The following is a 26,301-nucleotide window of genomic DNA, read 5'->3' on the forward strand; positions in this document are numbered from 1 at the left end:
TCCCGGGATGATCGCGACTTCGTGTCCGTGAGGGTCGTCGATGAGGCGATGGTCGCTCTGGAAGTGGCGCAGTACGCGGAACGCCAGCCCTGCTGTTACGTCGAGCGGGGAAAGGGCGCTGTTGTGCCGGGTGCACAAGATGTTCGAGGCAAGGGCGTTGAGGGAGAGGTCACGTGCTTGGCCGCGCTGCCAGGGCAGTCCGACCACGGTGATGTGAGTGCCACCCGCGATTTGCTCGTAGATGTTGTCGGAGACCCAGTGCTCGCGGGAGATCTTGTCGGAGCAGTCGAGGCTGGGCGCGGCGAAGCACTTCGGGTGCTGGTGGCCGGTGCGCTCATCCTTCAGCAGCGGGCCCGCCGCGGGTGCCTTCCATCGGCCGTCGCTTCGGTCGGAGTGGCATCGACGGGTGATCCGTCTGCTGCCGCAGGGGCAGGGATCTTTGCGGCGGGGGCCGCCGTACTGCTGGTCCAGTCGCCTGAAGGGGAGGGGCCAGTCCGGTGCGGATTGGTGCATGACGTCGCTCTCCCTCACCCCAAGCACGGCCGGTCGGCAAAATGGCGGCCCGACTCCGCCGTGCCAGCCCGCCGTGCGCCGCGCGGCCCACGGCGGCCCGTCCGTGTTCCGGCGGCCGGTCTGCGTGCGGCCGGCTCAGGGGGCGGTGGGGAGGGCGAAGGGCACTGATGCGTAGAGGAAGTCCATCCGGGTGCTCTCCATGTCGGCGAGGGCGGCGGTGGTGTCGATGCCGAGATACTCACCGAGTGCAGAGACACCGGACTCCAGAGCGCCCATGACGACCATCACGGCTGCCATCACGGTCGCGGCCTCTCCCCGCCACTCGCCCGAGTCGGTGCGGCCACGGGCGATCATCCAGGGGCGGCCGTGCGCTGCGCCGGAAAGCAGCGGGTAGGATCCGAGCGCCCAGTGCGGCAGGAACGCCTTGATTTGGGTAGAGATCACGAAGTCCAGCGGTGCGTACTCGGTTCCGACCATGTGGCCGAGAAGCTTGCCGTTCACGTTGAGCCACGGCATGGCACCCGCCGCCGCGACTCGCGCACCGGCATTGGCAGCGGCCCGGTCCACTTCCGCGAGGTCCAGCCCGAGCCCCTTGGCGGCCGTCTTCTGGTGCTGGTGCTCGGTTACCACTAGGAGTCGTCTTCAAAGGTCAGATCCAGAGCAGGATCGAGGCGATGGTGACGGTGGCCTGGTAGGACTCGCGGGTTTTGTCGTAGCGGGTGGCCAGGCCGCGCCACTGCTTGAGCCGGTTGAAGCAGCGCTCGACGACGTTGCGCAGGCGGTAGGCCTCCCGGACGAACACGGGCGGGCGTCCGCCGCGCCGGCCCCGGTTCAGCCGGCCCAGGACCTGGTCGGCGCGTTCGGGGATGGTGTGGCGGATGCCGCGTCTGCGCAAGTAGGCGCGGATCCGGCGGGAGCTGTAGCCCTTGTCGGCGATCACGTGGCCGGGTCGGGTGCGCGGGCGCCCGGGACCGATTCGCGGGACGCGGATCGACTCCAGGACCGCCTCGAAGCGGGTGCAGTCGTTGGTGTTGCCGCCGGACAGGACGAAGCCGAGCGGGCGGCCCCGTCCGTCGCAGACCAGGTGGACCTTGGTGCTCAGTCCTCCACGGGACCGGCCCAGGGCGTGATCCGCCGTTTCGTCCCTGTTCCGGTCCCCCCTTTTCCGCCGCCGGCGGCGTGCTGGTGGGCGCGGACGACGGTGGAGTCGACCGACACGAGCCAGTCGATGTCGCCGACCGCGTCCTTCTCGGCCTGGACCTGCCGGAGCATCCGGGAGAACGTCCCGTCCAGCGCCCACCGGCGAAACCGCGTGTACAGCGTCTGCCAGGACCCGTAGCGCTCGGGCGCGTCCCGCCAGGCCGAACCGGTCCGCAGCTTCCACACGATCCCGTTCAACACCACCCGGTCATCCGACCGGGGACGTCCCGCGGTTCCCGAACTCGGCAGGAACCGCGAGAGCACGGCCCACTCGGCGTCCGACAGTTCATGACGACGTATCACACCACCATGATCTCACCGCTTGATCATCTTTGAAGACGGACCCTAGGGCGCTGGGCAACCGGCGGCGAGAGGATTTCGCGCATCCGACGGGACGCTCCGTCAGGCCATTGTGCGGCCGTGCCCGTCCACTGCAGCATGGTGGCCGGTCCCGGTCCGACCCTGTACCGGTTCCGGCCCGCATCGGGCTCTGGCCGCTGTGTCGCGCAGGTAGGGGTTCGGGGAGGGCGGTGGGAGGCGATCATCGTGCGGCCGCGACGGTGCCAGCCGTCGAGCGGGTCCAACTCCGGCGGAGTCTGTCGGTGGCGGAGCCTGGCCCGCAGCGCAGCGGGTAAGTAGGTTGTCAGGCAGGCTGGCGTGTTGGGGGCGTTGTGGAGGAGAGCGAGTTCAATGAGGCGGTGGCTCGGCGGATCCGCCAGGCGCGGGTGCGTGCCGGGGTGACGCAGGAGTACGTGGGCAGGCGCGTGGGACTGTCCCGCGGCTCGATCACGAACATCGAGTCCGGGACGCAGTCGCCGCCGTTGTACCGGTTGGCGCTGATCGCTTCGGCGCTGAACGTGGAGCCCGCTGATCTGCTGCCGTCGATGCAGCCCGACGAGGTGTCCGGCCTGCCGGCGCGGCACGCGGCCGATGTCGCCGCCGTGTGGGCCCAGGCGGCGAAACTGAAGGACGGTCATGGCGAAGGCTGACCTCGCGGCGCGTGAACTGCTCGAAGAGTTCCAGGTCCGCACCCCGCCGGTCGATCCCGTCGCACTGGCCGAGCGTCTGGGCGTCCTGGTGGTGCCGCAGAAGCTGGACGACGACGTCTCGGGCATGCTCCTGCGCAAGGACGGCAGCTGTGTCATCGGCGTCAACCGGTCCCACAGTGCCGAGCGGCGCCGTTTCACGGTGGCGCACGAGCTCGGGCACCTGCGGCTGCACGAAGGACGTCCGCTGATCCTGGACACGGACACACGGGTGAACTACCGCAACACGGTGTCGAGCATGGCCACCGACCGCGAAGAGATCGACGCGAACCGCTTCGCTGCCGCGCTGCTCGCTCCGGAGGCCATGGTCCGGCAAGCGGTCCGGTCCGTGGGTTTCCGTACTGCGGAGGAACTGGTGCGCGTCCTGTCCGGCCGTTTCCAGTTGAGCGAGATCGCCATGACCTACCGCCTGATGAACCTGGGCATCGTGTCCGGGCCGGCGCGGTAGAGGCGCTTCTGCCGGTTTCCCCGCCGGGTGCTCGGACCAGAGTGTGGCCGCAACGAGCGCCATGAAGAACTGTCGCACAGTCAGGACCCTTGCGGCACAATGATGTCAGGGAAACTGACCTTCGTAAAAGGTATTGTGCTGGCCTGCTCGGCCGTGTAACAGTGGTACAGCAGAGAGTGAACCACTCTCCTGCGATCGAGGTGGGTCCTGCGCCGTGTGATACCGGCTGCCGCCTCGTCAGGGCTGTACCGAGTGCACGCGCCCGGCCGTGAGCCGGGCACCGCTGGCCGGACAGCACCCCCCGACAACACACCTCGTGCAGCTTCACGCGCCGTTGCCGCCGATGCTCGCCCCAAAATCTGCAGGAGCACGCCCGCATACGGCTGCGCCGACAGCGAGGCGTGAACTGCCGCGGCCGACAGGCCATGTGCCGACTCATGCCGCCAATCGGTGCCTCGTCGCCCTGTCCTGGCCGTGTTCGTCGCCGTTCCTGGACGAGGCCGACATGCGCCCTTCCGAACGGCGGCTTCCGCTGTGCCCGCTCCATCCGCCACTGACCCCTGAAAGGGAACAGACCCGTGCAACACGTCAGCAGCTTCCGCACCTTCCTGCGGGAGACCGTCAACCTCAGCAAGGCCAAGCTCGACATCCTCGACAGCCGAGTCGAGTCCGTCTACCAGGCACTTCAGGACGACGCCGAACTAGGCCCCTTGATCCTCGGCAAGGAGCCCCAGGGATCGTGGGCACACCACACCATCATCAACCCCGTCGGCGACAAGGAGTTCGACGCCGACTTCATGCTCCACCTCACCGAGGTGCCGGAGTGGGCCGACAGCCCGAAGACCTACATCGACAAGGTCTACGGTGCCCTCCACCGGCACAGCGTGTACGGGAAGATGGATCCCACCCGCAAATGCCGCTGCGTGCAGTTGAAGTACGCCAACTCTATGCACGTCGACATCGTCCCTCACCTGTTCCTCGCGGACGGCCGGGAGGTGATCGTCAACCGCGACGACAACTGCTGGGAGGAGACCAACCCCGAAGGGTTCACCGCCTGGATGCGAGAGAAGGACAACATCGCCGAAGGCAACCTCCGCAAGGTCGTCCGGCTGATGAAGTTCCTGCGGGACCACAAGGGCTCGTTCAAGGGAACCCGGTCCATCATCCTCACCACCCTGCTCGGCGAACGTGTCAGCCAGGCCACGGCCCTGGCCCACCCCGGCTGCTACGGCAACGTGCCCACCGCGCTGCTGACCATCGTCGAGGACCTCGACCTCTGGCTGCAGGCCCGCCCCGACAAGCCCTCCATCGCCGACCCCTCCGGTTCCGGGGCCACCTTCGACCACCGCTGGGAGCAGGCCACCTACAGCTACTTCCGCGCCCGCATCCACACCCACGCCCAGGAGATCCGCGCCGCCTACGACGAGCAGGACCCGGACAGGAGCGTGCGGTTGTGGCGGAATCTGTTCGGAGACTCCTTCCCCTCCCTGCCGGGCACCTCCTCATCGTCGACGGCTTCGAAGTTCGCCGCAGCGACGCTGCTCACCACGGCCGCGCGTCCCGGGCGCGCGGGATGACCAAGCGCAGGTACCGCCCGGGGAGCCCCAACGACTGGCAGCGCCGACAGTTGGCCAAACTCAAGACGCTCGCGGACGAGCACCCCGGGGAGGTGCGGATGCCCGGCAGGCCCCGCACCACCCCCGGCGGCCGCGTGGCTGTCACGGTACGCATCCGCACCGCGGACATTGCGCACTCGCCGGGCGGCCTGCGCCTGGCCGACACCGAGGAGTTCCTGCTCGTCCTTCCGCCCGAGCCCTTGGCCCCGCCTGAAGTGCTCACCCTGGACTACCGCTTCGTCGGTGCCCCTCATGTCCTGCAGGGAAACCGCCTGTGCCTCTACCTCGACCCGGCCCGTGAATGGGACCCCTGTGCGGGCATCACGCCCGTCGTGAACCGCCTGTGGCAGTGGCTCACCGACGCGGCGGCCGGGAAGTTCGACGCCGACACCGCGCTCTACCACGCCGTCGGCGGCGTCCTCCACAGCACGCCCGGCACTCCCACCGTCGTCGTGCGCGAGCCGGTGGCACCCGGCCGCGCCGCTGTCGGCTGGCTCACCCCTCGCACCATCCACCGCCTCGACCTGACCAGTCGCCCCCAGGACGACGGCAGCCACCGGACCCCGGTCCTCACGCTGGACGGCTCCCTGCCTCTGGGAGCGGGCGACACCCTGGCGGACCTGCTGGCCTCCCTCGACCGCGCCCCCGCTGCAACGCCCCGCCCTGCAACGGAGCCCGGCCCCGTCGCCCGAGCCCTGCTGACAGCGCTGGCCGCCAGCGCCCTGCGCAACCCCGAAGGCACCGTGCAGCACTTCGTCCTGGCAGTCCCGCATCCCGCGGCGCCCCGCTCGCCCCTTTTCCTCCTCGCCGGGCGCCTGCCGTCCGGGCCGAGCGACCTGCTGCGCCGACTCGCCGACCGCGTGACGCCACGCCATCTGAACAACCTTCCTGCCGGGTTGAGTGGGGCCGCTATCGAATGGTGCTACCTCTCCGATGAACGCCCGGCCGTTACCACCCGCCGCGACGCACACCGTCCTGTCCGCGCCTTCGAAGGACTCCACGTCCACGTCTGGGGATGCGGCGGTATCGGCTCGTGGGCAGCCGAGCTGCTGGTCCGCGCCGGAGTCTCCCGCCTTACCCTCAGCGACTTTGCGCGGGTCACCGGCGGCCTCCTCGTGCGGCAGAACTACACCGAGGAACACATCGGCATGCCGAAGGCCCACGCCCTGGCCCAGCGCCTGGCCGGCATCCGGGACGACGTCGCCATCGACGTGGCCCCGCAGCCCCCCTCGCCCGAACTCCTGGAGGCGGTGGACCACGCCGACCTCGTCCTCGACGCCACCGTCAGCGTGAGCGTCGGCCGCTTCCTCGACCAACTCGCACAGCGCCCGCAACGCAGAGCCGTACTGGCCCAGTTGGCTGTGGACACCCGCAGCGCATCCCTCGGAATCCTCACCCTCGTCGCCCCCGGCACGGCCAGCGGCCCCAGCGTGGTCGACCAGATCGTCGGCCGGCGTGTCCTGGCCGCGCCGGATCTCGAGCCCTACCACTGCTTGTGGACCGAACCGGCGCCCGGGGACGAGCTCCGGCCGGTCCGCGGCTGCTCCGTGCCCACCTTCCACGGCTCTGCTGCGGACCTCATGGCGACGACCGCCGCTCTGGTCAACCTCCTGGGTGTGCAGATGCGCCACCCGGTCTCCGGGACCCACCTGTGCGCCCAGCCCCACACCGGAGTCGACCCCGCGCACCGGTTCATCGCCCACGAGGAGTCGGCACGGCAGGGACGGTGAACTAGAGCGCCGTGCCGTATCAGCCGGTGGCCGGGCCGACCTCCAGCGTGGGCACGTACTGCCCCGCGAGCCGTTCGTAGATGACCAGTTGGGGGTGTACCTGAGGGTGGTGCGTGCGTCCCAGCGTCACCGCAGCGGACATCGGGACGGCGGGCAGGACGTGCAGGCGCCGCAGAGTCTTCGCCTCGATCTCCAGGCTCGCCAGAAACCGTCTGATGGTGTTCTCCAGCGACTGCAGGGAAGCCTGCTGCCGCAGGATGTCCGGGTGCGTCGGTGCGTTGACCGGGCTGATCTCGTAGCGGCGCAGAGCGGCGAGGCCGCTCGGAATCTCGCGCCGGGCAATCGTCCCGGAGACGTTCATGACCACCACGGCCTCTTCCCCGGCCGGCACGTCCTGGTCCACGCGCACCGTGAACTCCGTCGCGGGGCCGGCCTCCACCGGCCAGATCCATGACTGCTCGTGGCGGTGGCGCTGGTACACGTCCGTTGGCACGGTGTCGTCCAGCAGGGAACCCAGGTGAACGAGCAGGGGCAGGCGTGCGAACCCGAAGACGCTGACATGCTGCACGCTGCCGCGGTCGATTCCTGCCCGCAGCTGATTCTTGATCACCTCGTCGAGGGCCCTGGTCGCGTACCGGTAGTAGCTGCGGCTCTCGGCAGCGGCGGACCGCGCGTCCTGCGACGGGGCGCAGTACTCGCCGGGCAGGTGCCGCAGGTCGACCTCGACTCCATGGCGGGAGTAGGACTCGAGGAACAGCGGGAAGCGGGAGCGCGCGGTCACGGCGTCCACGGCGGCGCTCCGTGACAGCTCCACGGCCTGGCCGTGCACCGATCCCACCACTCGCACCACCGTGGTGGCGCGATGCGGGCCCAGCCCCGTCAGATGCCGGATGCGGTCCTCGTGCTCCAGCTTCAACCGGCGCAGCCGCTCGACGGTGAAGACGTCCAAGGCGCCCTGCGCGTCGATCTCGGCGTGCTCGTCGGCGCATAGCAGGATCAGGTTGTCCGCACTGTCGCGAAGATCGGGATTCAGCGGATGCCCGCCCCGTGGCGACCGCGCATCAGTGCTCTGCCCGACGATGTGCGCCATCTCGCCCAGGTTCAGAGTGCGCCATGACAAGGATCCTTCCAGTAGGTAGGCGTTGCACAGCGCGCACCGGCCCCCGCTGCGAACCCATACCTCCAACCGGTCCTGGATGGGAAGAGTCTTCCTCCGGTGTGCCGGGTGACCCCCGCTCAACTTCCCCGCCTCCGCCGTCCCCTGTTTCTGCCGGGTCCGACACTAGGCGATAACCACTTTCCTATCGTATGAAATTGACAATCGGCGTACCGCAGTGCTCCGGCGAAGACGAAGAGCGCGCTGTCCGCGGTGCGGGACCCCATCTATAGGGGCCGTTTTCGTCTGCCGCGAGTAGGTCGAGGTACTGGGCGGCGTCGTGGATGACGTCCAGAGTGATGGCCTCGGTTCGGTCGAGGATGGCCAGTTGGCCGGCCATGCCGAGGAGCGGGGCTAGGTGCTCCATGAGGCCGTCCGTGATGCGGTAGAGCTCCTCCTGGTAGTCCAGCAGGCTTCCCGGCTGGTGGTGTCTCAGCCTCAGACGTCCGTCGAAGGTGAGAAGGGCACTAGCCCATTCGGTGGGGTGTTCCGGGCAGCGGGGCGGTAGCCGGTTGACCCAGAGAGTGGGAACGGAGCGCTGTCGCAGGGCGGCGGTTCCGGCGGGCGCCGCAGAGTGTTGAAGCGTGCGGTACGGGCTTCGCGGAGGAAGTCACTGGAGCCGATACCGCTCCACAGGACGGTCAGGTGATGATCGGTATGTGGTTTTCATCGGGGGTTCGGCGTTGTTCACTGAGCCTTTTCAGGGCGGCCACCGATCGGGTGACGGCCGGGTGCTCGGGATGAGAGCAGAACGAACGAGGCCTCCGCGCGGTTGAGCGAGATGTCTCACGCCTCAAGCAACCAGCCAGGAAGCCTCGTTGGTCACCTATCCTGCCGCACTGGACCTGCCGCACGCGCTCGTCGAGTGGGTCACCATGCTCATCGTCACCCGCGAGGGTGACCGCCGATGCAAACTCCCGCTATCCCAAAGGGCCCTGGTAGCGCTGGTCTACCTGCGCAAGCACGACACCCTCGCCCAGATCGCGGCCGGCTTCCGGATCAGCGTCGGCACCGCCCACGCCTACGTCCACCAGGTCACCGACCTCCTCGCCCGTCACGCTCCCGGCCTCACGCAGGCACTGCGCGAGGCCGACGCCGAGTACGTCCTGATCGCCGGCACCCTCGCGGAGTGTGACCGGGTCGGCGACGGCCGCGCCGACTACTCCGGCAAGCACCGCCGCCACGGCGTGAACCACCAGGTCATCACCGGTCCGACAGGCAAGCTCGTGTGGATCTCCCGCGCCCTGCCAGGCCGCACCCACGACACGATCTGACCGCCGCCCGCACCCACCGCATCGTCAAGACCTACGCCCGGCTCCGCATCCCGGCCCTGGCCGACATGGCGTACACCGGCGCCAGCAGCACGGTCGCCGTCCCCACCAGACGCCCGCCCCGCAAGGAGCTCAGCGACAGGCAAAGGTCGCTGAAGCGGGCCCATGCCCGGCTCCGCCACCCTGTCGAACGCGGCGTCGCCACCCTGAAGCGCTGGAGGATCTTCCGCCATGCCCGATGCAGCCCGAACTGGCTGACGTCAGCAGCCAAGGCAGTCCTCACCCTTGAGCTTCACAGCTGAAAAGGCTCAATGAGTACCACTAGCGCTGGTACAGCGTCAGGCTTCCGTTCCAGCAAAATGCAACTGCCCTCCATCTAATCAGCAGTGAACGCAGCACAACCCCTCCACTGCAAAAAATCAATCTCAGAAGAGTGGAAGTTGGCCTTGGCCAGCCTTGCTCGCCAGCGGCGATCGCCGAGACGTAACGGCGCCAACGCGAACGCTCCAACGATCGGGCCGCAGGATGGTCTGGCCAGGTATAGGTGTCACCACCATCCCGGCGAGGTCGGCAATGGTGGCCTCGACAATCGTGGCGAGCGCCACGGGCGTAACAAGGCCCGCATCGAAGGTCTCGGTCCAGCCGTTCGGCATGATGTCCCGGCCGAGGTGAGGACCGTGGCCGGCTTCACGCAGGTACTGGAGGACGGCTTGCTCAATGGCGTGCGCCTCGACGCCGGTGGCGAAGTGCCAGTCCTGGGCGAGTACCCAGCCGGATCGGCGGTGCTGGTTGACCCGTTCGTTGCGGCCCGCGGTGCCGCCGATTCCGATCTTGACCGCGTTGTGCTGGTGGTGCTCCATGACGTAGACGCGAGCGGGGGCAGTGAGGTCGAAACCGTGGCTGGCGCAGAACCGGCAGCCGCCGCCGGTGCGGATTTTCATGAGCGTCGGCGCGACCTCGTTGCCGCAGCTAGTGCAGCGGCACCGCCACGGAGTCATCGAGGTGACGTACGGCTCCAGGGGCTCCAGTCCGGCCGCGCGCATGTCGGCGGCCGCGACCTCGGGGTCGGCCTTCCTGGCCTCGGCCGTCCTCACGTCCGCGCAGTGCCGACAGCCCCCTTGTTCTGCCAGGATGCCGCCGAGAGATGGTGAGGTCTCGCCACCACATCCGGTGCAGCGGCAGCGCCATGCCTGATGGCGGCGGCCGGAGTACGGCTCCAGCGGTTCCAGGCCGGCGGCGCGCATGAGGGCCTCAGCCTCGTCCGCCGGCCAGCGACGGCGTCCGCCCGGTGTGGGCGGACAGTACGGGCATGCCCGCAGGCCGCGGTGCAGGTTCTGCAACCGGATCTCGACATCACGGCCGCACGTGTCGTGGCGGCAGGCCCATAGCCCGGCCGGGCCAGGGTAGGGCTCCAGTGGTGTCAGACCGAACGTCTGGAGTTCGGCGGTGGCCTGCTCGCCGTCGGTGCGAGGGAGTTCCCGCCGGCGAGCCCACGCCTGGCTGATACCCACCCCGGCCTTCTTGCGGGAACATGGCCAACACCCGCCCTGGCCCTGCTTGATGGACCCGTGCATCGGCGTCACGGTGGCGCCACAGGCCGTACAACGACACGGCCACGGAGTGTCGGTACCCGGATAAGGCACCAGGGGCTCCAGCCCCGCCGTACGCATCAGGGCGACGGCGTCCGCAGGATCGACCGGGGCGTTCGGCGCGCACCACCGGCAGATCCCGACGCCGCGCTTCACGTTGGAATACCGGGCCTTCACCTCCCGCCCGCACACCTCATGCCGACAACGCCAATGGGTCATCGACCCCGGGTACGGCTCCAACGGCTCTAGCCCAGCCGTCCGCATCAACGCCTCCGCGTCCTGCGGGGAAATCGGCGCCTTGCCCGCACAGTACCGGCAGCCGCCCTGTCGGCCGGAGGAGATATTGCCCAGCCGTGGGGTCACCTCCTTCCCGCATACCTCGTGGCGAGACCGCCACGGATTGCCCGAGCCGGGATAGGGCTCTAGCGGCTCGAACCCCGCCGCACGCATGATCACGACTGGATCGCGCGGGTCCTTCCGCGGACGTCCCATCGCCATCCCGACCTCCCCATCAGCGCATCAGCGGCCAACGGGAGGATCTCATCGACCACTGACGCATCGGCACCGTCAAACGCGACAGTTTCGAGGCCGCAGAGTGGAGAGGACGCGAGCCTGCGCCCTCTTGGAAGATCCAGCGGTGACATGGACGCCGGGCACAAGATGTCTCGGAGGCGGTATGAGCGGGGCCTGGGCACCAGCGGGAATCTCGGGCGCTGCTCGCTATCGCTCTTCCACACAGCGCCGAGCAACCTCTTCTCCGGTTCCAAGGATCGCGGCAACTTCTGCAACCAGCCCGCGAAGGACCGTACGTCGGGCCAGCCGGCCAAGAACACTCCCAGCAGGCCGCGTAGGAGCCCAATGCCTGGCGAAGCCAGGTTTTCTGCCAACGTCCGCTGTCGGCGGTACGGGATACTGTCCAACCGCCAGCACTAGCAGAGGAATGGGATGCAACTCAGTCCATCGCGGCTTCCACAGCTGTGGCACGGCCTGGGAGCGAAGCGCGGAGATCGCGCGATCATCGAGATGACCCGGGCGCTCACGGACATCGGCGTGACCATCACGACCACCAATGCCGAGCTCTACCTGCGTGCGCACTACCGCACCAAGGCCCAGGGGCGAGTCGTGCTCGCCGTCGGCATGCTCTGCAGCTTCTTGGCCTTCCCCGTCGTCCATCAGTACGGCTGGGGCCCCGGCACAGTAGCGAACCAGCACCCGGCGACCCCTCGAACGGTCCTGATCACCTTGCTGTGCCTGGCGCCCGAGATCGCCGGACTCCTCTTCCTGGAGTTGCGCGGCAGACACTTCGGAATCGTCCGGGACATGGCCCGGGCGATCTCAGCCTGTGGGGATGCATACCGCGCAGAGGTGATCCAGCGGCCTCTCAGTATCCGCCAGGTGGCGAAGCGTTGTCAGGAGATTCGTCGGCAACTGCTCGTCATCGGCTATCACGCCAGCTCGATGCCCTTCGGATCACGCCACCGGACCACCCACGGCCGCCACGGATCCGAGGTGTCCAAGAGGCTGTGGCAGGCGGAGGCACGGCTTGGAAGCGAGCCGATGGCTGCCCTCGGTGAACTGGCAGAGACACTTGCAACCATCGCCGATCGGTACGCCGCCGGGTACACATCCGCCCTGCTGCCCGACATCGGTCTGCCGACGGAACCGGTGCGCAACTCCGAGCGGATCCGGACCGTTCTCGCCGTGCTGTCGGCGGGCGCCATGCTCTGGCTTCTGGTTCCCCATCTTGGGGGAGCCGCCCAGCCTTTCGCCATCGTCGTCATTCCTGCGCTGTCGTTTGCCTGCTGGCTCGGCATCGACCGCGGGCTGTCGCTCCTCTCAAGGTTCTATCCCGGCTCCGCCTCACAGCCCTCCATGGGAACTCCGCCAGCGGACCAAGGTGCCGAGTCGGCACTACAGCCTTAACAGACATCGAGCGCATGTCTCAGAGGGCATTTGATGAGAGTACTTTGCCCTTTATGTCCCAGTAGGTTCCTCGCTAGGTTGGTGTGGTCTCGTCCGCATCCAGAAGCGGGCGCGGACGCGTGAGCATGGCCGCCATGACGATGTTGGCCGCTGGGTAGGGCCCGGGATCAACGTGCGGATCCCAATGATTCAGTATCTTGGCCGTCATGTTGAACGAGCCCGGAGCGACTCAGTACACCAACCGTTGGTGCGAAGCGGTGGGTCCCGGTCATGAGGCTCGTCAGGAGAGTTGCTCCTGTTTCGACCAACGCAGTGTGAGCAATCGGCGGCGGGTTCGTTTCCATAGCGAGCGCCAGGACACGTCCGCGACTGGCTGGCAGCACCTTCTGGCCCTGATCGACGAGGCAGCTGCCGACGCCCGGACTGCCGTCCTGGAAGGCATCCGTCCTGCCCGGCGAGCGGACCCGAACGCCGACACCCCGGTCGCCGGTACCAACCTGGTCGAGGTCCATATGCCCGGGCAGAACCCCGGTCAGCTCGCTGTGCCGATGTAGGCCGGTTCCGGGAAACCCGGTGTCCGGCCGTCGGCCCGCCGCCTATATATAGGGGGGACGAGAACTCCGCACCCGGCCGGCTGCCGGGCCGACCCGCGCAACTCGGGCCCCGAACGAACGGCGAGCACCTGGTGCTGAACCTGGAAGAGCAGATCACCCGCGTTTGGACCCCGGAGGTCCGGCCACTGGTCGCGGACGCCTACCGCTGCTACAGCGCCGGCAGCCCTCGGGCCGCCATCGTGTCCACCTGGACGGCGGTCTGCGCCGACATCATCCACAAGCTCCACCAGCTCGCCGAGGACGGAGACGGCGCGGCTGACGAGGTCGTCAAGAAGATCGAAGGGGCCCGCGCCAAGGCCGACGCCGAGGCGCGGAGGACGATGCAGCGAGTCGAGAACGGACTCCTGCAGAACGCGCTCGATCTGGAGCTCATCGACTTCATCGAGCACACCCAGCTGGAGCGCCTGGAGCAGGACCGCCACCTGTGCGCGCACCCCTCGCTGCGTCCGCTCGGCGACGTCTTTGCTCCGAGCGGGGAGTACGCGCGGGCCCACCTGGTGGCCGCGCTGGACGCCCTGCTGGTGCACCCGCCCACTCAGGGCCGCAAGGCGTTCGCCCGGTACCGCGAGTACGTGACCGACCCCGCCTTCGTCGACCACGCCGGTCACCTGGTGCAGATGTTCGCTCAGCGGGTGAAGTCCAGCACCTGGAAGTTGATCGTCGGCACGGCGGCCAAGCACGCCATGCTCGAACTTGAGCTGCCCGAGGGTAGTGGCATCACCGGGACCGTCTCGGCTGACCGGCAGGCGCGCTGCCTGGTCGCCTTCGCCCAGCACGACCGCGACACCGTGAGGGAGGCTGTCATCCAGGCCATGCCCAGGTTCAACAAGCTGTCCATCGAGCAGCAGGTGCGAGGGCTTACCCGGCTGGGCGACTTCGATGTCTTCACCGACGCCCTCGACGCCACGATGTGCGAGAAGATCAGCGCCTACCTTGTGCAGGAGCTCGACAAGTTCCCCCCACAGCACGACAAGGCGGTCGAGGTGATCGGGCTGGTTGCCTTCGGCGCCATCCGAGCCCGTATCCCCGCCCTGGTCGAAGCGTTCGAGGTGAGGATCGACCCGCATCGTCGGGTCGACCTCATCATGGCGAATCCCTCCCCCTACTTCGCCAGCACGGTTGCGGAGATCCTCGCCGAGGCTGCTACTTACCGCAGCGCCGAACACTTCGCCGCGCATGGGCTGCTCCCGATCGCGCGCTTCGTCCAACCTGATCAGCTCGGCGGCATCCTGACCGCCTGGGCTGAGAACCAGGACTGCCGGGCCGCAGCGCAGATGCCCAGGCTTGCGGCGCTCTTCTGGAGGGAGGCGCCGCAACTTCACGGACTCGCGGCATGGACGGACTTCGTCAAGCGGGTACGAGAGCTCGTGGGGACGGACGAGTGGTACCAGTACGACGAGCTAGCCGCCCAGATCGACTACCAGGAACCGCCTGCCGCATCGTAGGTCGATCACCATTTCGCCGGGCGGCCTCTTCCTCGGCGCGGTCGGCCTGCGAGGTAGAGGCGGCTGGCCGGTTGCCAGTGGTGGAGGGCATGGCTGCCCTGGACAATCTGCTCTGATACCGGACCCATGTCCCGGTCGTCCGACGGAAAGCCCGAAGGGGCGCCGAGCGGATGGGACGCCACGTGGAGGTGCCATATGCCGAAGATCATCCGAGTCGTTCGGACGATTGACGATCCCCGCCTTGAAGTCGGCCTCCCTTCCAAAACGTTCCGCGAGAACCGCAAGTGGCTCAAGTCGGCAATCCCGGGCAAGGAGATCCGGCCCGACTGGGACTCGGAGGCGCGTTGTTGGCGGGTGGCCAAAGCCAACTTCGCCGATCTTGTCCGTGCGATGGCCGACAAGTACGGCACGGTCAGGGTCATGATCGAGTACAACCCGAAGATGGTCTGCACCGAGTCCTGCAGGAATGCGCAGGGAGACGATTGTGCGTGCTCCTGCCTGGGCCGATCCCATGGCGGGGGAAGGTGGCTTGAGGGCTGGAAAGACCTTGGAGAGATCGCCGTTGGGCACGAGGGCCGAACGCGCATCGCGTACGACGTGCGACGCGAGCCGAGGACGGCCCGGCCCGCCGGACAGGCTGTGACGACACCCAGCCAGCTGGGCCCGGAACAGTGGTACTGCCCGACAGACGACCAGTGGTCTGACGCCGACGACTGGACGAAGGAGATGGAGGGCGAGGAGGGATTCAGGGAGTTCTCGCACTACTGTCCGAACGGGCACTGGTTCAATGGCGCTACTCCCCGATCCTTCTCGAACCTTAGGGTCGGCGCTGAGAGGATGAGTCGCGCCCGGCCTGCCTCATAGGGGTCTATGCGGTCAACCACCTGCCCGAAAGGGGCACAGGGGTGTCAGGCCCCAGGGCCTGGGGGCGTGGTGGAATCAATCATCCGTTCCAAGGAGCGTCAGGACAGCCTCGGTGATGCAGCCCTCCTGTTCGACCGGGTAGCCGCGGTGCAGGCATCCGGCGGCAAGTTCCGCAGCGGGGCCAGCGAGCAAGGTCTGGAGATCTTTCCAGACCGGGCTGTCGGGTTCCCACGGCTTCTGCGGTGTGTGGGTCAGCGTCAGCCCGACGTCGCAGATGGTGGTCCGTCTGCGAGCCTGCGGTGTCAGTGAGTTCCAGATGGCGGTCGCGATCCGGACTCCTCCGAGGTCGGCGTCGGGGGCGATGACAACGGTTTTTGCCTGCTCGGCGAGTTCGGCTATGTGGCGGCGGATGTCGTGGCTCGGCATTCCGGCGTGGTACACGATCCCGAGCGGTTGCGGGTTCGTGTCGAACATCTCGTAAACGGCGTCTGCGGCTTGCAGGTTCTCGACCACCACGAGGGTGTCGCTGCGCAGCCGGAGGTGGAGGTCGTCGGTTGTGGCCGGGATGAGGACGATTCCGAGGCCGTCAAGGTGGCAGCTTCGGCCTGCTGGCATCGCCGTGACAAGGCCGCCGATGCCTATACGGCTGCGGCCCCGCAGTCCGACGGCTTCGGCGAGGGCGGTGGGGACGCCCGCTTCGCGCAGCACCTGGGCCGCGTCGTCCCAGGTCTTGGAGTTGCGGGTGTGGGCGAGGGAGAACGCCCGGGTGCTGGTGTGGCGGGTTCCTTGGTGCAGGTCGTTCGCCAGCGCGGTGAGAAGCGCGATGCGCCTGCGGGCAGGGGTGGGCCGTTCCAGCTCTCGGGCGAGCGCTTCGTCGAGTTGTCGGAGGTCCTCTTCGACGGCGCTGTTGGGCAGTCGTCGAAGATCGGCGATGGCATCGCGGGCCTGCTGGAGCGCGCGAACGTGCTGCGCCGTCTGTTCGTCGCGGACTTCGCGGTGGGCTTGTGCCTGGGCGCGGCCTGCGGCGGTGAGGGCCCAGCCGGTCGGGGAGCCGAGGGAGAGGTCGTCGGTGACCTCGCAGCGCAGGACGATGGTGCCGGCTCGTACGAGTTCGACCGCGAGGGGCCACGCCTCGTTCCCGAAGCGTGCTCTGACGGCGGGCCATGTGCGTTTCGAGGCGCCGAGAACGAAGCTGTGGTCGCCTGGTCGGCGGGCGAAGAGAACGTGGTCGAGCGCAGCGGGGTCCGGTGCTGTGCTTGGCAGGAGGTCGACATGGTTGTCCCGCAGTCGGTTGTTCCTGGTCCGCACGGTGCGCAGGGTCCCGTCGTCCTGGCGCCTGGTGCGTTGGACGAAGTGCGCGGTCAGTCCGGCCGGGGTGCCTGCCAGGTAAACGGCAGGGCCGTGGTGGGGTTGACCGGAGGGGGTGGTCACCACCAGGTACGTCCTGCCATGAGGGCTTCGAGGGTGATCTCGACCCGCTCGTGGTTGTCGTCGTGGCCGAACATGCGGGTGGCGGTGTTGAGGGCTTCCGCGTGGCTGGGGTAGTGGAAGTAGAGGATGCCGCCGCAGAAGTCCGCAGCGTCGTCCATCAGCGTCTCCTGGCAGGTTCCCAGGACGGTGATGCCGTGCTCCTGGGCGGTTTCGGATACGGCGGACAGGACTTCCCTGCGGTGGTGGTAGCCCAGTGCGTCGCCGAGTTCGTCCAGGACGAGGAGTCGGCCGCGGGGGTGGGGGGAGGCGAGGAGCGCGGCGAGGACGAGGTGGATGGAGAACAGCTTCTCCTGTGCGGCGTTGGTGATGTTGTCGTACGGGAGCATGTGGCCGGTGGGGGTCCGTCGCCAGTGGGGGACGATCTCGCAGCGCCACAGGTCGGACAGCGACTGCGGTGGGGTGATGGTGCGGCGCAGTTCGGCGCCGTAGAGGCCGGCGGCGCGGTTGAGGTGGTCGAGTGCGTTCTCGATGTCCTGCAGGGCCTGGTCGAGTCGCAGCGTGATGCTGTCCTGCATGGCGTGGACGCTCTGTTGGAGTTCGTTCACGATGCGCTGGCCTGCGGCGAGGCCGAGTTCGCGTTCCTCCCGGTTGGCGGTGATGCGGGTCCGGGTTCCGCGGTCGGCGTCGGCCCGGGTGTCGAGCCAGTCCTGGACGGCGTTCGCGGGTGCTTCGAAGGCGTCGGCTCCCTGGAATTGGCGGGTGCCTTCGTCTCCGCTCTGGTTGGCGCGCAGTTGGACGGCGTTCGCGATGGCGGGGGTGGGGGCGTTGGCGCCGGTGATGGAGTCGATGCCGAGGTCGGCCACGGCTTGTGAGAGGTAGCGGCCGGCTTGTTCGCGGAGTGAGATCTCGCTCCGGCGGTCCGGTGGCGGTGTGCCTGGGTCCGGTTCTTCTCCGTCCGAGGGCCAGCGGAGTGCGGTGAGGGCTTGCTCGCGGCTTCCGGCCCGTTCCAGCCAGTACGGGGTGTTCAGAGCGGCGAGTTGGCGGTCGGCTTCGTCCGACTGTTTCCTGGCTGCCGTTTGCTGTTGGCGGGCGGCGTCCAAGCGGTGTTCCGCGCTCTGGCGTTGCAGTCCGAGGGTCTGTTGCTTCACGTAGGCTTCGCGCAGGCGTTGTTCGGCCTTGTGCAGGGAGTCTGTCCGCTGCTGCAACTGTGCTTCGGCACCAATGAGTTCGTCTTCCAGCGTTTGGCGCTTTCCGCGGAGTTCGACGGCCCGCTCGGCGTGTTGGAGCCTGTCGACGAGGAGGTCCGCGTCGCTCTGGGCCGTGTGGGCCAGCTGCGCGGCCTCTTCTGCTGTTCGGAGGGTTTCCGCGGTCTCGTCCGCTTCGTGGCGCAGGCGTTCGATTAGGGCGTCTCGGCCTGTGATGGGCTCGGGGAATCCTCCGACGATCTGCAGGCCGGTCTCGTCGTCGAGGGCGGTCGCCGGGTCCGCGGTGCTGCGGAGGCGTTCGGCCAAGGCGTGGAGGAAGGGCCGCAGGGCGGGCGGTGCGAACGCCGGGGTGCGTACTGCTCGGTTGTGGCGGCGGAGAACCAGTACCGCTCCGGGCAGTTCGGCAAGGGCTCGGGCAGCCGGGTCCGCTTGGTCCTCGTCGATGCACACCGCGTCCTGGTAGAGGGCGAGGCGTGCTTCCCAGCGGGTGCGCTGGTTGGCAGGCAGGTCGAGGCCGTCCAGGAGGCCGACGGCTTCGATGCCTGCGGCGGCGAGGATCTCCACGGTGCGGCCGGCGCGGCCGTAGTGTCCTTGTTCGGCCTGCGCGACGTCCTGGAGGGCCTTGGCGTGGGCGGCCTGCGCGGCGGTGTGCGCGGCTTCGGCGGCGAGGGCGCTCCGGCGTGCTTCGCCTGCGGCGTGGAGGGCGTCGGTCAGGGTTCCGTGGGCTCCGGCTGCTCGACGTCCCTCCTCCTGGATGCTCTCTCCCGCGCGGGCGATGTCGTTTCTCAGCTCCACCGTCCTGTCTCGGGCCTGTTCCAGCAGGCTGTCCGCGGTCTGTTTCTCCGCCGAGGCCGTGTTGTGCTCCGCCTCGACCTTCCGGCTGTCGCGTACCGCTTCCAGTTCGGCTTCCGCCTGCGCGACGGCGCGCTCCGCGTCCTCGATCGGCGCCTGGAGGTCGGCCTTCTCCTCCGAGAGCTGGTCCTCTCTGGCAAGGACGTCGAGCAGGCCGCGGGCGTAGTGCAGTGCCCAGAACTTTTTGGCCTGGGCCAGGTTGGCGCGCGCCTTGTCCCGCTGTTCGACGGCGTACAGGGTTCGTTCCTCTTCGAGGAGGGCGTTCTCGTTCTCGGCTTTCCGGTCGGCGAGTTCGGTCATCTGATGGGCGAGGTCGCGGCGCACGTTCTCGTCGGTTTCGAGCAGGTGGGCCCTACCGGTCAGGTCGATCAGCGCTGCGCCGATGCCTGCGGGGGTGAACAGCCCGGTCTCCAGTTTGAGCAGCGAGGGGCCGCCTCGGCGCTTGCCCCGTGAGGTGAGGAAGGCGAGGCACCGCGGGACCGGCCCGTAGAGGCGTTCGGCGTACTGGACGGCTCCGAGCGCGGGCCCCGGAAGGGATTTGAAGATCGTGGCTGCGGCCCGGTGGCGTTCTTCTTCGTCGTCGGAGGTTGCCAGGTGGAAGCCGGGTGCGTGGCGGACCTGGACGTAGGGGGCGGTGGCGGAGATCCGCATCCAGACGGTGTGGGCGCTCTCCAGGACGTCGTCCGGGTCGGCGAAGACTCCGGCGATGAAGCCGTAGGTGGCCGCCGGGTACCTCTGTGCGGCAACGCCGGCCGTGTCGGGTTCGAACAGCATCTGTGCGACGGCGGCCGGTCCCGCGCCGTACATGCGCCATTCGGGGTCGCCGAGCAGGAGTGCGACGGACGCGAGCCAGCTGGTCTTGCCGGACTCGTTGGAGTCCTCGGGTCCTTTGCCGGTCACCGCGACGAACGATCCGGGCACGATGACGACGGGAGCCGAAGGGTGGCGGGCGATGTCGAAGGTCTGCACCGCGATCAACTGGCGGTCCCCGATGATCCCGAGGTCGATCTCCCGGGTGCTGGTGGGCTCTTGAGTGGTCATGGTTGGAGCTCCTCGGCAGGCCGGGACACAGGCGCTGTCCCCTGCTGCTCGCGCTGGCGGCGGATGACGTCGGCCAGCAGGGAGTCGGGAAGGGTGACGAGGACCAGGTCCTCCCACAGGCGGGCCGACTGGGCATCGGTCAGCCGCAGCAGGGCCGGGCCGGGAAGGATCTGCCCGAGGTGCCCGGTACGCAGCAGCCGTCTGGCCTTGAGCCGCCGAACGGCAGGGCGGATCAGTGTGTAGGTGAGGTCGTCGTCGGTGTTCGTATGGATTTCCGTGATGGACGTGCCGGGGCCGTCGCTGAGCCAGGAGGTGGATCGGTGCTTGCCTCCGGCCCGGGGGATCGCGACGGTGCGCAGCAGGACGATGGCCAGCACGGCGCGGTCGATTTCCGGGAGGGTGCCGATTCCGTCGGCGGCAAGTGCCTCGGCCACGGTGTCGTCGTAACCGCTGATGTACCCGGACACGGCATGGTACTCGCGGACGAGGAGGGTACGTCCGGCGCTCTTGAGGCGGCGGGCGACCACGGCGCGCAGCGCGTCGTCGGCAAGGGCGGGAAGTGCTTCTGCGGGGACGGGACCGTCGGCTGTTTCCAGGGCTGCGATGGCTGCTTTGACAAGGGTCTCTTCCCGGTCGGAGAGGATCTCGGTCATGGTTCGCTCTCCTCCGTGGGCTGCCTGCTGTCCTCGGGCGGGCGGGGCAGGCGGTCGTGCATCCGGCGCACGGCCTCGGTGAAGGTGTCGGGCAGAGCGGCGACCGCGGCTCCCAGTCTGAGCCGGGCGCCATCCCTGTGGACGAGCAGCAGGAGGGGCAGTTCGGTGTCGAGGGCGTCCTTGACCGATTTGGAGTCGGCGCCGATGTCGACCAGGGCGTCGATGATCTCTGCCCGGTCGAACGGTTCGCCGGGGTACGGCGGCAGGCGCACGTCGCGCCAGGCGACCGCGAGGCACATGGCGAAGGTGAGCGACTGGGTCGGGCTCAGCCTCCGCACGAAGTAGGCAGCCGTCTCCTCCGGTACCGGGGGGACGGACCATCCCAAGGTCAGGGCCCGGCGGATCTCCCCCGGCCTGCCGGAGGTGAGGGCAGGCGGCGGAATGGGTCCGGAGCAGTCCACGAGGCGCCGACCGCAGGTGAGAGCCCTGCTCCGTACGTTCTCCACGGTCCGGGCCGACAACTCGCGGATGTCAATCAGCCCTCGGGCGCGGGCGGAGGCCAGGAGGTAAGCGGGGTCAACGGGCTTCATGATGTTCCTCGCGCCCACGGTCTCGTAGGTGCTGCGCTGCGTCGGCTTCCTGCCGGTGCAGGTAGACGGGGTGGAGGTAGGTGACCCATCCGACGCGGTCGACGATCAGGCTGATGCCGATCTCCAGCCGGTACGGGGCGTACGGGTCCGCGTCCAACCCGATCAGATCCGCGAGCAGGCGGGCGGCGGCCGGCCAGCGGGAGTTCCGCAGTTCCTCGGTGAGGTCCGCGCGGTCACCTTCAACCAGCAGCCGCTCCGCGAGGTGGTCCTGGCGGCTGCGTTCACGGACCCGGGCCTCGCCGAGCCGTTGCAGCGGGTCGCGTTCCGGCGTGATCCGCGGCATGGCAGGCCGACGGCGAACCCTGGTGTAGGGAGCGAACTCCCCGACCGTCTTCATCAGCGTGCCCGCGTCGATCCACACGGTCGGCGTATCCGCCACCAGGTCGGCGCCGAACCCGCCGAGGAGAGCCAGCGGGGCGTGGCGGGCGGCCTCAAGGTACTCCTCCACGCTGAGCACGGCGAAGTCGAGGCTCCTTCCGCCCTGTTCGACGATCCGCTGGGCCGCGGCCGACAGTGCCCGCTGGTAGCGCTGTTCGGCGTTCAGCAGCGCCATGGCCTGGTGGTCGAGGGCGTGATCGTTCGGGAAATGGTCGGAGACCTCCCTGTTGAGGAACTCCACCTTCTCGCTCAGACCCGGGTGGTTGTGCTCGCGCTGCTCCTCCGCCAGTTCCCTGATACCTGCGTCGGCGACCAGCCGTTCCAGGTGGATCGCGTAGAGGCTGATCATCTGCCGACAGTACGAGAGGTTGGCTTCGATGACCGCGCGGTCGCGGGTGCGTCGGCTCAGCAGCGTCCGGGTCTCGTCGAGCAGCGCCGCCAACTCGTCGATCCCCCGGTGCCGGCGCAACCGTTCGTGGACCAGGATCGCCGGTCCGACCGCCGGATGGAGTGCATAACGCTGCTGGTGCTTCTTCGCGAGGTAGGGCTGGATCGCACCGTAGTGTTCGAAAACGGCCCACCGCGCATCGAAGAAGTCCTCGCCGTACTGCGGTGAGTACCGTTCACCGATCAACCTCCACACGTCACTCCTGGTCGGCCCGCCTGATGCCCCGCTCTCGGCGAAGGCAGCGACGATGTCTCGGGCCACCGCCAACGCTTCCGGGCCTTCGAGGAGCGCCTCCCGGAACTTGGCAACCACCGCACTGAACGCACGTACGTTCAAAGCCTGCTGCCGCGGGCTGAGGCTCTCTGACAACTCGTCCGATCCCGGAGGTAGGCGACCTGGGGACGGGTTCGCGTTCACATCCGACACTTCCCCGCGTTCGTGAAACGAATGAATCAATTATCCGCCCACAGAACTTCTACGGCAGCCTGACGACCACAGATGGCACCCTCTTCACGACTTCTGGCATCAACCGGTCTCCCGGCACTCATCGATTCGAAACCCCGTTTCCCCTGAACTACTACCAGTTACCGCTGCAGCCGCACCCCGGCAAGGAGTGATCGTTTTATCTCGGCTCCGCCCGGAAACCGTGGAAAATCAGTGGCCGTTGGTCTCGCGCCTCATGGACGCCAGGCGGACTGCCGCAATACCGAAAGTATCGTCTAGCTACCATCCACTCAGGCCCGTGCCCAAATACGTACCATGCGCTGGAAAGTTTCACCCACACCGCCCGCCACCATGCTGTCCCCCTTCACGGGAACTGCCGAGCCCGTCCATAAAGGCATAGGCATCCTAGCTGGATCGCTTCCTGGATCACGCGGTCAGCTGACACGCTCACCGAACTCAAGCAAGACCAGCTGCCCCTCGATCAGCGAGGACGGTGGGGCGGCCTGGCAGAGAACCCGAACGCGGTGCCACGCAGACACAAACCAGTCTGGACCCATCCTTCGAACCCCGCCGCAGTGGCACCCACCCGTCTTCTCCCCCAGCAACGGGAACGCCAGCCTCCTCGTGGAAGATCCGCAGACGGCATCCATTCGCCAATGTGTACACCTCTGACCTGCTACGTTGCCGTTCAACGAAGCGGGGTGACGCACCGCAAGCGCCCAGGCTGCAGGCAGGCGCTGGCGCTCGCTGCCTCCAAGTGCAAGAGCTACCTTGAGGGTAACCGTCCTCGCCCCCGGCACCTGGTGGTACTGCTGACCCACCAGCACACCCCAGCCCTCTCGCAGCTGACCACGGGGCCCTTCCTGTCCCAACTGTCTTGACGCCCTGACACCCTGAGATGTCTGTCTCCACAGCCGCGTGGCCTTCGATGAGCATCACGCCTTCGCGGCCATCGGTACTACCGCGCCTCCACTGGCAGCCTGACACCGTCGCGCCGGGCCCGCATGGGCCTGGAGTGCCCGGCTCGCTGAGCGGGCACCCCAGGGGCTCATCCAGGGGGAGTCGGGTCGAGCGGCACGCGCCGCCTCACCCCTGGACGTCGGCGCTCAGAACGCCAGGCGCGCCATGATGTGGGTGCGTCCGTCGGGGTTGCTGAAGATCTTCGCCGTTCCGCTCTGTCCGATGCGGTAGGCGTGGAGCGTCAGGGTGTCGCCGGAGGAGAACGTGTGCATGAACGTCTGCCCGGCAGTGTCCTGGCCGGACTGGTCGAAGTCCCGGATCTCCGTGATGGCCTCGCTGCCGGGGATCAGCGTGCCGTTCTTGAACACCGCTGTGGTGGTCGACAGCTGTCCGCTGCCCGGCAGGGAGAGGTAGGGGCGGGCGTTGTAGAAGACCACCCAGTCGCCGGCGATGGCGATCGTGAGGGTCGCGAGACCTCGGTGATCTGCTCGTAGGCGTGGTCGGCTCCGCCGAGGGCGTGCGCGAAGTCGAGCGGCCCGGTCTGGGTCCAGCGGTTGGCAGCCCCGGTCTGGGCGGGCGGAGGTGTGGTCATGACGAACTCCGATTCTCTTGATCCGCAAAGGTGGTTCGCCCAGTAACTCTCCCTTCTGGCCTGGGAGAACACATCAAACGACTGACAGGGCGAGGCACACGGGCGTGCACTGAAGTCATCGGTTTTTCCTAATTGCGCCGGTTGGCTTCTCTCGCGCCCCCGCTTCAGCCGACTTGACGTCTTCGCGTCCTGAGATGTCTGTCGCGGCGCCGTGTTGTTCAGGCGGATTCGAGGATCGGGCGGACCTCGACGGTCTCCGGGGTGGGCAGGCTGCTGGCCAGTTCGAGGGCCTCAGCCCGGTCGGTGACCTCGACGATGAACCAGCCGCCGAGGGTCTCCTCGCCGGTGTGCGCAGGCCCGTCGGTGACTGCCGTCGTCCCGTCGGCCGTCGTGCGCACCGTCGCGGGGGTGGTGTGCTCGGTCTCCAGGGCCTCGCCGCCGACCAGTTTCCCGGCTGCGGCGAGGGCGCCGATCCAGCCTTCGTACTCCTTGCGGTAGGCGGCCCGGTCGGCCTGGATCAGGCGGCGGGACTCGTCCGTCTCGAAGATCACGAGTGCGTACTTCACGGGTTTCTCCTCCGGCCGCCGTACGGGCGACCACTGCTGACGGTGCGGGACAGGGGCCGGTTCAGGCGGTTTCGCCGACCGGGGCGATGCGGGCGAGCGCGCCGATCTCGAGCGCGGTCCACGGCGTGCCGTCGGGGCCGATGGTGATGCCGTGGGGTTCGGACTGGGGGGTGGGCAGGTCGTACGTCGTGATGGTGCCGTCGGAGGTGATGGTGCCGATGCGGTTGCCGCCCCATTCGGTGAACCAGGCGGTGCCCTGTCCGTCGACGGTGATGGCGTGCGGGCGGGCGGTGCGGTCGGGCAGCGGGAACTCGGTGATCTTCCCGTCCGGGGTGATCCGGCCGATCTGGCCGGCGGCGATCTCGACGAACCACAGCGCCCCGTCGTGGCTCGCGGCGATCCCCACCGGCGCCGCCGCCTCGGTCGGAAGCGGGTGGAGGGTGGCGGCGCCGTCCGGGTCGATCCGGCCGATGGCGTTGGCCTGGTTGAGGGTGAACCACATCCCGCCGTCGCTGCCGGCGGTGATCGCGGACGGGAACGCGCCGGTCAGGGGGAGCGGGAACTCGGTGACGGCGCCGTCGACCGTGATGCGGCCGATGCGGTCGGCGGCGGTCTCGGTGAACCAGAGCGCGCCGTCCGGTCCCGCCGCGATGCCGAAGGGTCCGCAGCCGGGGGTGGGCAGGTCGAACTCGTCGACGGCGCCGTCGGTGGTGATCCGTCCGATCCGGTTCGCCCGGTACTCGGTGAACCACAGGGCGCCGTCCGGGCCGGGAGTGATGACGGTCGGTCCGCAGGCGGGATTGAGCCGGTGGCTCGTCGGTTCCTCGCCGGGGACGAGCCGACCGATCCGGCCGCTGTGGACCAGGGTGAACCACAGGGCGCCGTCCGGCCCGGTGGTGAGGGCGTACGGCCCCGCCGTGGAGTCGGCCACCGGGTGCTCTTGGATGGTCACACGGGTCATAGGGGCTTCTCCAGTCCGTGCTCGGCGGCGATGCGGGCGATGTCGGCCGGGGTTCCGGCCATGATGGTGCGGGCGTGTTCGGTGACGAGGTCTGCGGGCCAGTCCCACCAGGCGGCGCGGCGCAGCCGCTCGACGTCGGCGTCGTCGAAGCGCCGGCGGATCGTTCGGGCCGGGTTGCCGCCGACGATCGTGTACGGCGGGACGTCGGCGGTGACGACCGCTCCGGCCGCGATGATCGCGCCGTCCCCGATACGCACGCCGGGCATGACGGTGACCCGGTAGCCGAACCAGACGTCGTTGCCGACGACCGTGTCACCGCGGCTGGGCATGGCGGTGACGATGTCCAGGGTCTCCTCGGCCCACCGGCCGCCGAACATGGTGAACGGGTAGGTGGACACGCCCGTCATCGGGTGTTCGGCACCGGCCATCAGGAAACGGGTCCCCGTGGCGATCGCGCAGTACTTGCCGATGACCAGGCGCTCGGGGCCGTAGGCGTAGAGGACGTTGCGGTGCTCGAACTCCGTGGCGCTGTCCGGGTCGTCGTAGTACGTGTACTCGCCGATGTCGATGGTCGGAGAGGTGACGAGGGGCTTGAGGAACACCACCCGGTCGTGCGCGGGCAGCGGGTGGAGGACGGTCGGATCGGGCGACAAGGTGGTTCTCCTTGGGGAAGGGTGTGACTCGGGGGTAGCGGGAGCGGGCCGG

General features: G+C 68.4%; 21 protein-coding genes and 1 pseudogene. 9 read left to right on the forward strand and 13 right to left on the reverse strand.

The window, feature by feature from the left end:
* Positions 1-648 precede the first annotated feature (648 nt).
* Together IH44_RS0111725 and IH44_RS44135 are read right to left on the reverse strand one after the other, a co-directional pair.
* Positions 649-1,143, reverse strand: a complete 495-nt coding sequence (locus IH44_RS0111725; RefSeq protein ID WP_030459420.1) for a hypothetical protein — start codon at positions 1,141-1,143, stop codon at positions 649-651.
* A gap of 19 nt (positions 1,144-1,162) precedes the next feature.
* Positions 1,163-2,013 (reverse strand): IS5 family transposase gene (locus IH44_RS44135; protein WP_369794938.1). Its coding sequence is split into 2 segments (ribosomal slippage): positions 1,163-1,683 and positions 1,683-2,013, totalling 852 coding nucleotides; the frame shifts between segments, so codons are not numbered across the junction.
* A gap of 371 nt (positions 2,014-2,384) precedes the next feature.
* Here IH44_RS44135 and IH44_RS0111740 point away from each other — a divergent pair.
* From IH44_RS0111740 to IH44_RS0111755, 4 genes are all read left to right on the forward strand, one after another.
* Positions 2,385-2,702: a helix-turn-helix domain-containing protein gene (locus IH44_RS0111740; protein ID WP_030459423.1), complete on the forward strand. Its 318-nt coding sequence runs from the start codon at positions 2,385-2,387 to the stop codon at positions 2,700-2,702.
* Positions 2,689-3,207 carry an ImmA/IrrE family metallo-endopeptidase gene (locus IH44_RS0111745; RefSeq protein ID WP_030459424.1) on the forward strand — a complete coding sequence of 173 codons (519 nt, stop codon included), beginning with the start codon at positions 2,689-2,691 and terminating at the stop codon, positions 3,205-3,207. Before IH44_RS0111740 ends, IH44_RS0111745 begins: the two co-directional genes overlap by 14 nt.
* Positions 3,208-3,785: 578 nt before the next feature.
* Positions 3,786-4,784 (forward strand): cyclic GMP-AMP synthase DncV-like nucleotidyltransferase, encoded by a 999-nt coding sequence (locus IH44_RS0111750; RefSeq protein WP_030459425.1) that lies wholly within the window; start codon positions 3,786-3,788, stop codon positions 4,782-4,784.
* A 50-nt stretch (positions 4,785-4,834) separates the two neighbouring features.
* A complete protein-coding gene (locus IH44_RS0111755; protein WP_232794906.1) occupies positions 4,835-6,553 on the forward strand; it encodes a ThiF family adenylyltransferase in 1,719 nt (572 codons plus the stop codon).
* A gap of 19 nt (positions 6,554-6,572) precedes the next feature.
* Here the strand turns inward: IH44_RS0111755 and IH44_RS0111760 are convergent, their stop codons facing one another.
* A complete protein-coding gene (locus IH44_RS0111760) occupies positions 6,573-7,793 on the reverse strand; it encodes an SAVED domain-containing protein (protein ID WP_369794937.1) in 1,221 nt (406 codons plus the stop codon).
* A 734-nt stretch (positions 7,794-8,527) separates the two neighbouring features.
* Between IH44_RS0111760 and IH44_RS40895 the strand changes: the two are divergent.
* Positions 8,528-9,282, forward strand: a pseudogene (locus IH44_RS40895) (transposase family protein).
* A 123-nt stretch (positions 9,283-9,405) separates the two neighbouring features.
* On the opposite strand, the gene IH44_RS46430 reads toward IH44_RS40895, so the two are convergent.
* Positions 9,406-10,491 (reverse strand): GIY-YIG nuclease family protein, encoded by a 1,086-nt coding sequence (locus IH44_RS46430; protein ID WP_157852272.1) that lies wholly within the window; start codon positions 10,489-10,491, stop codon positions 9,406-9,408.
* A 1,023-nt stretch (positions 10,492-11,514) separates the two neighbouring features.
* Between IH44_RS46430 and IH44_RS0111780 the strand changes: the two genes are divergently transcribed.
* The 4 genes from IH44_RS0111780 (at position 11,515) to IH44_RS42665 (ending at position 15,415) form a co-directional block, all read left to right on the forward strand.
* Positions 11,515-12,492 carry a hypothetical protein gene (locus tag IH44_RS0111780; protein WP_030459430.1) on the forward strand — a complete coding sequence of 326 codons (978 nt, stop codon included), beginning with the start codon at positions 11,515-11,517 and terminating at the stop codon, positions 12,490-12,492.
* A 206-nt stretch (positions 12,493-12,698) separates the two neighbouring features.
* On the forward strand, positions 12,699-13,046 hold the full coding sequence (locus tag IH44_RS47890) for a hypothetical protein (RefSeq protein ID WP_232794908.1): 348 nt from the start codon (positions 12,699-12,701) through the stop codon (positions 13,044-13,046).
* Positions 13,047-13,177: 131 nt separating this feature from the next.
* Positions 13,178-14,551: a hypothetical protein gene (locus tag IH44_RS0111790; protein ID WP_051816784.1), complete on the forward strand. Its 1,374-nt coding sequence runs from the start codon at positions 13,178-13,180 to the stop codon at positions 14,549-14,551.
* 195 nt (positions 14,552-14,746) lie between these two features.
* Complete coding sequence (locus tag IH44_RS42665) at positions 14,747-15,415, forward strand: hypothetical protein (RefSeq protein ID WP_051816785.1); 669 nt, start codon at positions 14,747-14,749, stop codon at positions 15,413-15,415.
* A 75-nt stretch (positions 15,416-15,490) separates the two neighbouring features.
* Here IH44_RS42665 and IH44_RS0111800 read toward each other — a convergent pair whose 3' ends face one another.
* From IH44_RS0111800 to IH44_RS0111840, 9 genes are all read right to left on the reverse strand, one after another.
* Entirely contained in the window at positions 15,491-16,849 is a 1,359-nt protein-coding gene (locus IH44_RS0111800; RefSeq protein ID WP_030459434.1) for a hypothetical protein, read from the reverse strand.
* A complete protein-coding gene (locus IH44_RS42670) occupies positions 16,843-19,944 on the reverse strand; it encodes a hypothetical protein (protein ID WP_030459435.1) in 3,102 nt (1,033 codons plus the stop codon). Before IH44_RS42670 ends, IH44_RS0111800 begins: the two co-directional genes overlap by 7 nt.
* Entirely contained in the window at positions 19,941-20,597 is a 657-nt protein-coding gene (locus IH44_RS0111810) for a hypothetical protein (protein ID WP_051816786.1), read from the reverse strand. Before IH44_RS0111810 ends, IH44_RS42670 begins: the two co-directional genes overlap by 4 nt.
* Positions 20,594-20,935: a hypothetical protein gene (locus IH44_RS46440; protein ID WP_157852274.1), complete on the reverse strand. Its 342-nt coding sequence runs from the start codon at positions 20,933-20,935 to the stop codon at positions 20,594-20,596. The genes IH44_RS0111810 and IH44_RS46440 overlap by 4 nt, the downstream gene beginning before the upstream one ends.
* 238 nt (positions 20,936-21,173) lie before the next feature.
* Positions 21,174-22,442 (reverse strand): hypothetical protein, encoded by a 1,269-nt coding sequence (locus tag IH44_RS0111820; RefSeq protein ID WP_030459438.1) that lies wholly within the window; start codon positions 22,440-22,442, stop codon positions 21,174-21,176.
* A 1,181-nt stretch (positions 22,443-23,623) separates the two neighbouring features.
* Positions 23,624-23,914 (reverse strand): hypothetical protein, encoded by a 291-nt coding sequence (locus tag IH44_RS0111825; RefSeq protein ID WP_030459439.1) that lies wholly within the window; start codon positions 23,912-23,914, stop codon positions 23,624-23,626.
* Between the two features lie 373 nt (positions 23,915-24,287).
* Positions 24,288-24,635: a YciI family protein gene (locus IH44_RS0111830; RefSeq protein WP_030459440.1), complete on the reverse strand. Its 348-nt coding sequence runs from the start codon at positions 24,633-24,635 to the stop codon at positions 24,288-24,290.
* Positions 24,636-24,696: 61 nt separating this feature from the next.
* Positions 24,697-25,596: a virginiamycin B lyase gene (locus tag IH44_RS0111835; protein ID WP_030459441.1), complete on the reverse strand. Its 900-nt coding sequence runs from the start codon at positions 25,594-25,596 to the stop codon at positions 24,697-24,699.
* Positions 25,593-26,249, reverse strand: a complete 657-nt coding sequence (locus IH44_RS0111840) for a CatB-related O-acetyltransferase (RefSeq protein ID WP_030459442.1) — start codon at positions 26,247-26,249, stop codon at positions 25,593-25,595. The genes IH44_RS0111835 and IH44_RS0111840 overlap by 4 nt, the downstream gene beginning before the upstream one ends.
* Positions 26,250-26,301 lie beyond the last annotated feature (52 nt).

The organism is Kitasatospora sp. NRRL B-11411 (genome assembly GCF_000721345.1).
In the GTDB taxonomy this organism is placed as follows: Bacteria; Actinomycetota; Actinomycetes; order Streptomycetales; family Streptomycetaceae; genus Kitasatospora; species Kitasatospora cineracea.